The organism is Flavobacterium caeni (genome assembly GCF_900101895.1).
Taxonomy (GTDB): domain Bacteria; phylum Bacteroidota; class Bacteroidia; order Flavobacteriales; family Flavobacteriaceae; genus Flavobacterium; species Flavobacterium caeni.
Map to the genome: position 1 here is coordinate 367338 of NZ_FMVF01000002.1, position 12224 is coordinate 379561.

The 12224-nt window shown below is 52.0% G+C and carries 6 protein-coding genes and 1 pseudogene; 5 read left to right on the forward strand and 2 right to left on the reverse strand.

Translation table 11 applies throughout. The features are described from left to right. Positions 1-25 precede the first annotated feature (25 nt). Positions 26-466 carry a 50S ribosomal protein L9 gene (rplI, locus tag BLP55_RS01650; RefSeq protein WP_091140544.1) on the forward strand — a complete coding sequence of 147 codons (441 nt, stop codon included), beginning with the start codon at positions 26-28 and terminating at the stop codon, positions 464-466. A gap of 207 nt (positions 467-673) precedes the next feature. Further along, positions 674-1147, forward strand: a complete 474-nt coding sequence (locus BLP55_RS01655) for a DUF6495 family protein (protein WP_091140547.1) — start codon at positions 674-676, stop codon at positions 1145-1147. A 24-nt stretch (positions 1148-1171) separates the two neighbouring features. On the opposite strand, the gene BLP55_RS17245 is transcribed toward BLP55_RS01655, so the two are convergent. Together BLP55_RS17245 and BLP55_RS17420 are read right to left on the reverse strand one after the other, a co-directional pair. Next, positions 1172-1618: a S24 family peptidase gene (locus BLP55_RS17245; RefSeq protein WP_244503392.1), complete on the reverse strand. Its 447-nt coding sequence runs from the start codon at positions 1616-1618 to the stop codon at positions 1172-1174. A 48-nt stretch (positions 1619-1666) separates the two neighbouring features. After that, a pseudogene (locus BLP55_RS17420) lies at positions 1667-1870 on the reverse strand (helix-turn-helix domain-containing protein); the annotation flags it as partial. A 434-nt stretch (positions 1871-2304) separates the two neighbouring features. On the opposite strand from BLP55_RS17420, the gene BLP55_RS01665 reads away from it, so the two are divergent. Genes BLP55_RS01665 through BLP55_RS01675 form a run of 3 tightly spaced genes read left to right on the forward strand, consistent with a single transcriptional unit; the run spans position 2305 to position 11816 of the window. Then, a complete protein-coding gene (locus BLP55_RS01665; RefSeq protein WP_170826764.1) occupies positions 2305-8907 on the forward strand; it encodes an Ig-like domain-containing protein in 6603 nt (2200 codons plus the stop codon). Positions 8908-8939: 32 nt separating this feature from the next. Next, positions 8940-9869 (forward strand): PorP/SprF family type IX secretion system membrane protein, encoded by a 930-nt coding sequence (locus tag BLP55_RS01670; RefSeq protein ID WP_091140555.1) that lies wholly within the window; start codon positions 8940-8942, stop codon positions 9867-9869. Between the two features lie 12 nt (positions 9870-9881). After that, positions 9882-11816: an OmpA family protein gene (locus tag BLP55_RS01675; RefSeq protein ID WP_091140557.1), complete on the forward strand. Its 1935-nt coding sequence runs from the start codon at positions 9882-9884 to the stop codon at positions 11814-11816. Positions 11817-12224 lie beyond the last annotated feature (408 nt).

Sequence of the window (12224 nt, forward strand, 5' to 3'; positions counted from 1 at the left end):
AACTTCTATAAATAAGGACAACAACATGGAATTGATTTTAAAACAAGACGTCGCGAACCTGGGTTTCAAAGACGATGTCGTATCGGTTAAACCAGGCTACGGCAGAAACTTCTTGATCCCGCAAGGGCACGCGGTTTTGGCTACGCCATCGGCTAAGAAAGTATTGGCCGAGAATCTGAAGCAAAAAGCGCACAAAGAAGCCAAATTGGTAGACGACGCCAAAAAACAAGGCGAGGCTTTGAAAGCCCTCGAAATCAAAATCAGCGCAAAAGCTGGTGGCGAGAAATTGTTCGGTTCAATCACCAACATCGACTTGGCCGAAGCTTTGGAAGCTGCAGGTCAACCAATCGAGCGCAAGTTCATCACTTCGGGTGTCGTGAAACGCATCGGCAAATACAACGCCAGCATTCGTTTGCACCGCGACGTGATCGTAGAATTGCCTTACGAAATCGTAGCAGAACAATAATATACTATAATTGGTATAGAAAAATCCCGATGTATGTCGGGATTTTTTTTTAGGAGCTTTTCCGGCTTTCCGCTGCAATCTTTTTGAACTCCGCTGCGCTTCATTCAAAAAGGATTTTCGCTGCAATCCGGGCTAGGGCATGTCGGTTGCGGGAACGTTATCGGTAGGAATAAACAATAACAATAAAAAATAAGCAATAATCAATCCTTGAAATACGCAAGATTAACCAAAGAACAATTCGAAGAACTCACCACAGAGTTCGTCAACTTTCTCGCAACCCAATCGATCGACAAAGCCGAATGGGACAAAATCAAACAAGAACAACCGCACATTGCCGAACAGGAGCTCGATGTGTTTTCAGATTTGATTTGGGAAGGGGTGCTTGGCCGCGCCGAATACCTCGAACATTTTTCCAAGACGCATGTTTTTTTGTTCCAGTGCGGCGACGTCTATGTACATTCGATTGTACTCCGGGCGCTCGATCCCGGCATCGATTTGCTTACGCGCGACGGCATGCAATGGCTCGCCGACCATATGTTCACCGAACAAATCGAAATGAAAGTCGGCAAGAAGGAGTTTGGGCCAGACCGCAATGCCGCCATTTTCGACCTGATCCAACAAGGCGCGTTTTTGAGTGACGGCCATTTCTACAAACAAATCCACGGCATCATCAATTCTTAAGATCCCGTGCCATAAGGCAGGAGGCTATTGGAGGTCTTTGCTCAGCGGTGCAGCCAAAGGTGCGGCATTGCCGCCGCCCGATTTCTGTTCGTTGTTCAGGTTGTACGACAAAATACCTTTTACAAGCCAAATCTCGTTGATTTCCGACAGATGGATCGTCACGTTGTTAAAGAACGCGTTTTCACTTTTGAGCGTGAATACATCGTTGCGGTCGGCCTGGTAGATGCGGTTGATGAACAAGCCTTTGGCTTTGCTGATGATCACCACGGGGCTTCCTTCGGCCAGCGTCGAAAGGTCGCATGATTCGCAAACGGCAAAAGAATTCTCTTCGATCAGCGGGTGCATGTTGTTGCTGATCACCTGGAAAGCCCTGGTTTTTTCTCCGTGTACAAAAGGGAAATTGAATTTAGGGAGCGTCTCGAGCATGCCCGCTGCACCAATACAGTATTGGAATTGCGTTTCGCGACTCACGAGCGCCGTCTCCGACGTGTAGCTGCCGAATTCCTTTTTTTGCTCAAAAAATATCTCGTTCAGGTCTATTTCGTAAAGTTCGCAAATCGAGATTATGGCTGCAAAATCAACGGAGTTCCTTTTTTTCCAAGTAGATATTGTATTAGGCTTTATATTTAGTAGCTCGGACAGTTGAATATCTGTACTAATTTTCAGCGATTTTTTTAACTTTTTTAAGATTAAATTCGCATTTGGAGAATTATTTTCTTGCATATTCGCAAAATGTTTGTATCTTAGTCGTAAATTGACACTGATACGGTTAATATTTTTTTTAACAACTCCTTGAAAATACCTGGCGAAGTAGTTTCACGAAGCCAATGGGTTTAAAAAAAAATATTCACGAGACGTGGTACTTTTTAATAATGCACAGCAAATAATCGAAGTTGGAAATATCCTACTTTAATCAACAAAATGGAATAGAATTTAGGGTCTTCTATTTTACGATAAAATGATCAAAAAACAAAACGCTTGATAAACAGAACAGCGTTTTTAGTCAACACATAACAAATATACATGATTTTGTTTAATAACCTACATTAAACACATTCAGATTTAACAAAAAAACATAAGAAAAATACCACGCAAGCAACAGCCAGAAAGTAAGTTTTAATAATCTCAAATCTCAATACTAACTTAATTGCATGCTTATGGAATTTATTACTTCTGTTCAGCGACCAGCTGGGCGGCCCTACCTGTTGTGTTTACTGGTGTGGGCTTGTTTCCAGCTCGGCGTTAGGGCGCAGTCGGTGCCCATCTACGCCAACACCATTTCCAGTCAAGACCATGTCGATCTTCCTGCCAATGCGGTAGACGGCAATTTGACCTCACGCGCCAGAATCAGGGCCAGTTCCGGGATTCTAGTCGGGATCGGGGCCTACTCGGGCCATCTCGAATTGCAGTATCCGGGCTTGGTTCCGGCCAACACGACGTCGTTCGTCAAGATCAATACAGACGACGACCTACTTCCTTCGTTGTTAGGAGGAAGCCTTGGGGGGTTGCTCTCCGAAGTGGTCGGCACGTTGCTCATCGGCAACCAGGAATTCACCGTACAGGCCAAGAACGACAATACGGTCGTGCTGTCGGGCGAAAGCCAAACCGCGGGCGCGTTTGCGGCACCAAGGTTGCGTATCGTGACCAATGCGGCCCATGAATTCTTTATTGCCGTGACGCCGTCGCAAGCCTACAACCGCATCCGTATCAGCAACCGTATCGGTGCTTTGATCGGGCTCAACAATGTCAAGCGGCTCGATGTATACGAGGCATTCTACATCGGAACGCCCGATGTTTGTGGCGGTGCGGCTTTCACGTCGTTCGACGGCGATGGTCTCAATCTCGACTTGCTCGGACTGGGCGGCGCTGGGGTAACTAATCCCAACCACGCCATCGATGCCAACCCAAACAATTTTTCTAGGCTGAGCCTGGGGATTTTGGGTGTGGCCGCATCCATCGAGCAAACCCTTTATTTTGACGGATTGTCTGCCCCAAACGACCAGTATTTCGTACGGCTTAAGGTCGATCCGGCCTTGCTGGCCCTGGGCGTAGCCAACAACATTCAAATCCGCGGTTACAACGGCCCAGACCTGGTGCACAGCCAAAACCTCGGGGCGCTGCTCAATCTCGACCTGCTGACATTGCTTCAAGGGAATCAAGTCGCAAGGGTTCCGTTTTCGCCCAATGGCACGGTCAACCGCATCACCGTTCGTTACAGTTCACTGCTCAATGTACAGCTTACACAAGGGCTCGATTTGTATGGCATCACGCGCGGCCCCGCGCAGCCAACAATCAACGACGTATTTACGCAAAACCCGAGGATTTGTTCTGGCGCTACCGCCTCACTTGTCGCCGAGACAGGCACGGGAACCGAATTGGTTTGGTATGCCCAGCCGTTCGGTGGCGTTGCCCTCACAACGGTCGCCTCAGGACAACCTTTCGTTACCCCGATGCTCACCGAAGACACGGCTTTTTATGTAGCGGCCAAAAGAACCGGTTGTACCGAAGAATCGATTCGCGTGCGGGTCGAGGTTTCGGTCATCAATGTGCCGGTGGCTGCCGACATTTCGATTGCCAGTCCACAAACGGCGTGTAACGGCACGGTCACATTATCGCCGTCGTCTACCATTGGCGGGGCGGTGTTCCGCTATTACAAAGACCAGCTCAAGACCCAGGAAATCACCACGGGTTATGCAGGCGATCCGGGCGTAGCTTACATCAAGGACGATGCGACAGGAACACTGGCCATCACGGGTCTTACCTTGGCCGATTCGCCCTACAGCTACTATATTTCGCTTACCGTCGACGGATTGTGCGAGAACGAACCCAATACGCTGCAAAGTGTTGTGGTCAACTATTCCTCGCAACTGGCGCTGGCGGTCACGCCGAATTTGACGGGTTGCGGTAGCGTCGATTTGACCGATGCGATCCTCAATTTCGACAACGCCATCGATTACCATTTCTTTGGCCCGGACAACCAACCTATCACGGCCGAGGCGGCCACGCACATCCAAACCGACGGTGCCTATTCGGTCCAGGCCATGAGTGCATCGGGCGACTGTTCGTCGGCGGTGCAAGTTGTCCAGGTTGCGGTGGTCACGCAGCCTACGCTTACGATCGCCAACCCAAATCTGGTGGTCAGCCAGGGCAGTTCGGTGACGCTCGACGCGACTTCAAATGCAACGATCACATGGTACGACGGTAGCGGGAATGCGTTGCCATCAAATACCTATGGGCCTTTCACGACGGCCGGCACCTATGCGTTTACAGCCATCGCAACCAACGGCGATTGTTCGGTTACAGGGCTTGTGTTGGTCAACGTCATCGATCCTGCCAATTGTCCGCCGCTTACCGCGCGTGACTATGCCGATACACAGACCTGGGGTTCTGTCGTTACGGGCGGTGTTGCCAACGGGTCGCAAGCCATCGATGCCAATCCGCAGACATTTTCGACCATCACCACCGGTCTGGGCTTGCTTGGCATCGGGACCACATGGCAAATCTTGCAATGGAACAATACGATTTCAGCCGGTACGCCGGTAACGGTAAAATTGGGCTCTGAATACAGCGGAGTAGTAGTGGCCGGCGCCTATTCGGTCATCGGGACCAAACGAAACGGCGCCGGTATCCCAATCGACATCGGCGCGCTTCAGCCCGTGTCGGGTTCGCTCGTCGATTTGTTGCCCGGCGAAAATAATTTTGAATTTACTTTCGTTCCGTCCGACAATACCGGACCCAAACCATACGATGGCGTGCGCATCGTCGTGGGTTCGCTCGTGAGCGTGGCGCAGAGCGTCAAGGTCTATGAGGCCTATTACGACCAGCCGGTAACGCAGGCGGCATGTGGCGCGGGCGATGTAGAAGACGTGTTCAGCGGCGCGGTAGACCTTGGTTTGGGCGCTTTGACGGCCACCGTTGGTGTAGACGATCCGTTTGAATCGGTCGACAACAGTTTGGCTACGTTCGCCACGATGTACACCACGGTTGGGGTTTTGGCCGCCGCCGATTTGACGGTGTCGTTCCGCACGCCTACCTTGCCGGGCGACACGCTGTCGGTAGTGTTATCGCAGCCCAACACCGTACTCGATTTGGGCTTGCTTGCGGGCTTTACGATCCAAATGTACCACGGGCAAACGCCTGTTGGGTCGATGATCGACAACAGTTCGTCGTTGCTGAGCTTGAGTTTGCTAGGCGGCGGGAACATCCGGTTGGTTGTGGCCGGACAAACCATCGTTTACGACCGTATCAAGATCCGTTTTGGCGGCGTGGCCAGCGTACTCGACCAGTTGCGCGTGCACGATATCAGACGTTGGGCCGATACTTCGGTAGCGGGTGCCGACGGCACCAATACCATCAACATGTGTCAAAACCAGACCATCACATTGAACGTAACACCCGAGCCTTGTACGACCTATGTGTGGTATGATGCCGAGAGCGGCGGCAACGTAGTTTCTACAGGTGCTAGTTTTACCGTTCCGGCTACTTTGGCTGCAGGCACCTATACCTATTACATCCAAACGGTTCGTTTTGGGTGCGACACCTACGGGCGCGGCCCAGTGACCATTGTTGTTGGCGAAACTGCGCCACCTACGGCCATCACCGGTATTACGCTCAATGGCGGCGCGGTTACCACTTTTTGTGATACGACCAGCGTTGCGTTGTCGGCCACGTTGGATGCGACAGCCACCATCACCAACCCAGTGTTTTACTGGTATGCTTTGGATGGCACGACACAAACCTTAATTCCAAACCAAACAGGAGCAACGCTGACGTTGACGGGCTTGACACCAGGCACGTATACCTACTATGTGGGTGTCGGTTCAGATGAATATTGTCCTACTGCCGAAGCCGATCGCGATTCGGTGACGTTCACCATTTTGCCGTCGTCGCAGCCTGGCGATATAAACGTAAGCGATGCGTTGGTATGCCAGGGAACCGATGCGGTTTTGACCCCGACCGCTACTTTGGCCAATCCCGTTTTCTCCTGGTATTTTACAAACGATGCGACCCAGCCGATTGTCAGCGGTAGCACCATCGACGGCATCACCTATACGATTTCGGCCGCGGGCGTGCTGACGGTTTCGGGACTCACCGCCGCCAACAGCCCTGCGACCTATTTTGTGGGCATGACAAGCGACACGACTTGTCTTAACCAAGCGGGGCAATTTGCCGATGCGGCCATCATCATCAACGAATCGGGTACGCCAACCACCAACGACGGTACGCAGGATTTTTGCGTCGCCAACAACCCGACGATCATCGATATCCAAGTCAACGAGCCATCAGTCGTGTTCTATGACGCGCCAACCAACGGCAACTTGATTCCGGCCGACACCGCGCTGCTGGACGATGCTACGTATTATGCGGCCTTTGATGCGTCCACAGGATGCGGCAGCGCGAATCGTTTGGCCATCACGGTCAACATCAACGATGCGGGTACGCCTACGACGGCCAACAACCAACAGGAGTTCTGCGCCATCGACAACCCAACCGTTGCCGATTTGCAAGTCAATGAAGCGGGTGTAGTTTGGTACTTGACCCAATCGGGTGGTACGGCGTTGGCTTTGACCGATGCGCTGGCCAACGGAACGACTTACTTTGCGTCGCTTACCGATGCCGCCACGGGTTGTGAAAGCTCGGTGCGGTTAGAAGTTACAGCGACCATCAACGATCCCGATGCGCCTACCACCAACAGCGCGACCCAGGATTTTTGCGCGATCGATGCGCCAACCGTGGCCGATATCCAGGTCAACGAAACCGGCGTGATCTGGTATGACGCGCCCAACATGGGTAATATGCTGACGTCGGCCACTGTGCTTGTCGACCAAATGGTGTATTACGCTGCTATTTTTGATCAAGCCACAGGGTGCGAGAGTTCGCAACGTTTGGCCGTGACGATCAACATCAACGATACCAATCCGCCAACGACCACTAACGCGTCGCAAACTTTTTGTGCGACCAACAATCCAACGATCGCCGACATCCAGGTTAACGAAACCGATGTGGTTTGGTATGCCATGGAAACAGGCGGAACCGCTTTGGATCTCACAACGACGTTGACCAATGGAACGACCTATTATGCGTCGCAAATTGATCCAACTACGGGCTGCGAAAGCACGACGAGAATTTCAGTAGCGATTACCATCGGCAATCCAGCGACGCCAACCACCACCAGCAACACCCAAACTTTTTGTGTAGCCAACCAGCCGACGGTGGCCGGTATTCAAGTCAATGAAACCAACATCTTGTGGTACAATGCGGCCACAGGCGGGACGTTGATTGATGCCACTACGGCGCTGATCGACGGTATGACTTACTATGCCGTTGCGGTAGATCCGGTTACCAGTTGCGAGAGCGCTGTACGATTGGCCGTGACCGTCAACATCAACGATGCGGGCACGCCAACCACATCCGATGACACCCAGGATTTTTGCCAATCGCAGCAACCTACCATCGCCGACTTACAGGTCAACGAACCCAACGTGGTGTTCTTTGATGCGGCCACGGGTGGCACGCAATTGTCTGCCGACACGGCTTTGACGAATGCTACGACTTACTATGCCTCGTTCGATGCGGCTACGGGCTGCGCGAGTTCGGTTCGGTTGGCGATCTCTGTAGGCATCATCAACATTCCGACACCAACAACCAACGACGCCTCGCAGGAATTCTGCCAGCTCGATCATCCTACGGTGGCCGATATCCAGGTCAACGAACCCGTCATTTTCTACGATGCGGCTACGGGTGGCAACGTCGTCGCACCGACCACGCCATTGACCGCGGGGGTCTACTACGCGACCATGGTGAACCTCGCGCTGGGTTGCGAAAGCGATGTGCGTCTGGCCATCACGGTGGACTTTTCGGGCAATGTGCCGGCTACCATCAGCGGTGGCGGCGACAGCGGATGCGTGTTCGAGCAAGTCACCTATACCACCGAGGTGGGCATGGCCGACTATGTCTGGACGGTATCGTCGCATGGCACCGTCGTAGATGGCGGTACGGTGAGCGACAACTGGGTCACCGTGTCTTGGACCACGATGGGACAAGGACATTTGAGCGTGGCCTACTTCAATAGTTGTAGCGGGATAGCCAATGCAAGCCGCGGCATCGATGTAGCGACTTGTTCGGATTTGACCATCAACAAAACGGTCGACAACCCAACGCCCGGCATCGACGACGAGGTAACTTTTACGATTACCGTCAACAACATCGGTTCGGGTGAGTTCCGCGATCTTGTGGTCAACGAGACGCTTCCGAATGGCTATGCGTTTGTGAATGCCGCGGCATCGGTTGGTGCGTACAGTTCGGTAGGCGGTGTGTGGAATATCCCGTCGCTTCTGGCGGGCCAAACCGCGACGCTCGAAATTACCGTGACGGTGTTGCCGAGCGGCGACTACGTCAATACGGCCACCATCGTGACTACAGATCCAGAGGACATCGATTTGGGCAACAACGAAGCGCGCGCCTGGGTGACCCCGGTTTGTTTGATCGTGTACAACGAGTTCAGCCCGAACAACGATGGCGCCAACGACGTGTTCCGCATCGACTGTATCGAAAATTACCCGAACAACAAGTTTGAGGTGTACAACCGATACGGCGCCGTGGTGTACAGCAGCGCGGGCTACCGCAACCAGTGGGACGGGACGGCCAATGTTTCTAGCGCGATCAACAAAGACGATAAGTTGCCTACAGGAACTTATTACTACACGCTTGATTTGGGCGAAGGAACCAAAAAAACCGGATGGTTGTCGATCACGCGCTAACCTGCCCATTTATTCACTAAATCCTAGAAATAATGAAATCAATCATAAGAATCAAACACGCGTATATTTTGTGGATCGGATGTCTTTTGACCGCCGCGACCCACGCCCAGCAAGACCCCGGCTATACGCAATACATGTACAATACGATGGTCGTCAACCCGGGTTATGCGGGTTCGGCGGGCGTGCTCGAAGGAACGTTGCTCCACCGTTCGCAATGGACGGGCATCGACGGCGCGCCGCAAACGCAATCGCTCACGATCGACTCGCCGTTGTCGAACGAAAAGATCGGCATCGGACTCAGCGTGGTCAACGACAAACTGGGCCCGTCGAATGAATTGTCGCTCGACGCCAACGTGTCGTATACCATTTCGTTTTCGCACGACACCAAATTGGTGTTCGGTGCCAAGGCGGGCATCCGTTCGATGAGCGTCGACTGGTCTAAAGGCCGCTATTACGACGATGTCGATGCGTTGCTGAACAACAACATCAGCAAAACCAAGCCGTCGGTTGGGGCAGGATTGTACTTGTACCAGGACAAATGGTATGCGGGTATTTCGGTACCGAGTTTTTTGCGCAGCGAATACTACGACGACATCCAGGAGGCCGTGCTTTCGGACCGTTTGCACTACTACGCGATCGCGGGTTATGTGTTCGACATTGGCGACAACCTGAAGCTCAAGCCAGCCGTTTTGGGCAAGTTCGTGAGCGGTGCGCCGGTGACGGTCGATTTGTCGCTCAACGCGCTCATCATGGAGAAACTCACCGCGGGTGTATCGCACCGTTTTGACGATTCGGTGTCGGCGCTGGTCGGGTTCCAGATCACACCGGGTTTGTTCGCGGGCTATTCGTTCGACTACACCACGACGCGTTTGAACAAATACGCCGACGGCACGCACGAAATCATCCTGCGGTTCCAGATGCAAAAGAAAGCCAGTCAAATCAAATCGCCACGATTCTTCTAAAACCAGACAACCATGAGAAAGTACCTTACACTTAGTTTATTGTTTTGTCTGACGGCGACTTTTGCGCAGACCAAACTCCGAAAGGCCGAAAAATTATTCCACACCTATGCGTTTGTGGATGCGGCCCAATTGTATGAGGAATATTTGGCCTCTACCGACAAACCCTCGATCGAGGCGATCAAGCACGCGGGCGATTCGTACTACAACATCGACGACAACCGCAACGCGCTCAAATGGTACCAGAAACTGTACGATGTGCAGGGGCAGACCATGAGCGAGGACTATTTTCTGCGTTACATCCAAACGCTCAAAGGCGTGACCGATTATGCCAAGGCCGACCGGCTCACCAAGGACTATTTGGAGCAGAAAGGCGACCAGAAGGAAATCGCACGGTTCATGAACCAAAAGCGGTTGCTCGACAGCTTGGCTACCGCGCAACAACTGTACACGGTCAAGAACCTCGAGAGCAATTCGGCCAAGTCTGATTTTGGCGCGGCGTTTTATGGCGAAAAGATTGTATACGCTTCGGCCAAGGACACGACGCAGTACAGCGAGAAGCTCTACAGTTGGAACAAACAACCGTTCCTTGATTTGTATGTGGCCGACCGCAATGCCGTAGACGGGTCGCTTTTGGCCGAGCACAAATTCCTGCCCGAGATCATGACCAAATACCACGAAGCCACCGTTTCCTTTACGCCCGACGGCAAGACGGTGTATTTTACGGCCAACATCCTCAAAAAGAACGATAAGCCCGTCGTCGACAAGTCGCGTACCAATAATTTCCAGATTTTGCGTGTCAACATAGACGGCGACAAGGCGGGCAAGCCCGAAAAATTGTTCTTCAATTCAGACAGCTATTCGGTGGGGCATCCCGCGCTGAGCGAAGACGGCAAGTGGCTGTTTTTTGCCTCCGACATGCCCGGCGGTTACGGCGGCACCGATTTGTACGTGGTCCAGATTTCGGACGGTACGATGGGCAGCCCGCAAAACCTCGGGCCTGCGGTCAATACGATAGGCGAGGAAATGTTCCCGTTTTTCTCGAACGGCAAGTTGTATTTCTCATCCGACGGGCATTATGGATTGGGCGATCTGGACGTGTACGAAAGTAAATTTACCGAACCGCTGACGTTCTCCGAGCCGCGCAACCTGGGCGGTCCGATCAATTCGAACAAGGACGATTTTGCATACATCGTCGAGCCCAAGGATGCCTATGGCTATGTGTCGTCGAACCGTTTGAATGGCAAAGGCGACGACGACCTGTTTTATTTCACCAAGGTCAAGCCGGTTTGCAACCAGCACATTTCGGGTGTGGTCATCAATTCGAAATCGAAGGCGCCTATTGCAATGGCGTCGGTCAGGGCCTACGATCAATTCGGCGATTTTGTGACCGAAGGAGCGACCGACAACCAGGGCAAGTACAAGATTACCGTGCCATGTTCGAAGAAGTACAAGCTTGTCGCGTCCAAAGTCAACCATTCGACCGATGAAAAAGAAGTCGAGACCAAGGGCAAGCACGATGTAGAGATACCCGACATCAACTTCGAACTCTCGAATTACGACGACCTCGTGGTCAAGGACAAGGGCGTCGAAAAGGTAGACGTGAACCCGATCTTTTTCAACTACGACAAATGGGACATCACGCCACAAGCCGCCGAGGAGCTCGACAAGGTGGTGTTCCTGATGCAGAAGTTCCCGAACATCCGCATCAAGATCGAATCGCACACCGACGCGCGCGGCAAGGACAAATACAATTTGACGTTGTCGGACAACCGCGCCAAGTCGACACAAACCTATATCATTTCCAAGGGAATAGACGCAACTAGGATCGAAAGCGCCATTGGCTATGGCGAAAACCGACTGACCAACAAATGTAAAAACGGTGTCAAGTGCACCGAGGCGGAACACTTCAAGAACCGTCGTTCCGACTTTATCGTAATCCAGAAGTAAGTTTTGTTGAGATTATTTCCAGGAGGCCGCCCTTTCGATTAGGTTCGAGGGGCGGTTTTTTTTGCGGGTAGTTAGCCCTGTCCTTTTTTTGGAATCGTTTTGTGGTAAAATTGCTGTGGTGTTTTTTTTACCACAAAAATTTCACCACAGATTTAGGATCACCCCATGACATTTCCTGTAGCTTTTCGGGTTGGTTTTTCTACGTTCGGTGTTTGTGGCGGGTCGATCGTTTGGTTTGTGGTGTGGCAGTTTTACGGTTTTTCTGTAAGGAAGTAGTTTTGAAAATGGTTAGCTTCGCACTAGGGAAGGGGGCATTGGAAGTATACCCCAACGGAATTTAAAAATACCATGCAAGCAGATTTTCTGTACTTTTTGTTAAAGTTTTGCGATTTGCCGAAAGTCGGCAGT

What these genes read in the sequence shown, in the direction of transcription:
- rplI (WP_091140544.1), top strand. Translation starts at nt 26, where the DNA reads ATGGAATTGATTTTAAAACAAGACGTCGCGAACCTGGGTTTCAAAGAC.
- BLP55_RS01665 (WP_170826764.1), top strand. Translation starts at nt 2,305, where the DNA reads ATGGAATTTATTACTTCTGTTCAGCGACCAGCTGGGCGGCCCTACCTG.
- BLP55_RS01670 (WP_091140555.1), top strand. Translation starts at nt 8,940, where the DNA reads ATGAAATCAATCATAAGAATCAAACACGCGTATATTTTGTGGATCGGA.
- BLP55_RS01675 (WP_091140557.1), top strand. Translation starts at nt 9,882, where the DNA reads ATGAGAAAGTACCTTACACTTAGTTTATTGTTTTGTCTGACGGCGACT.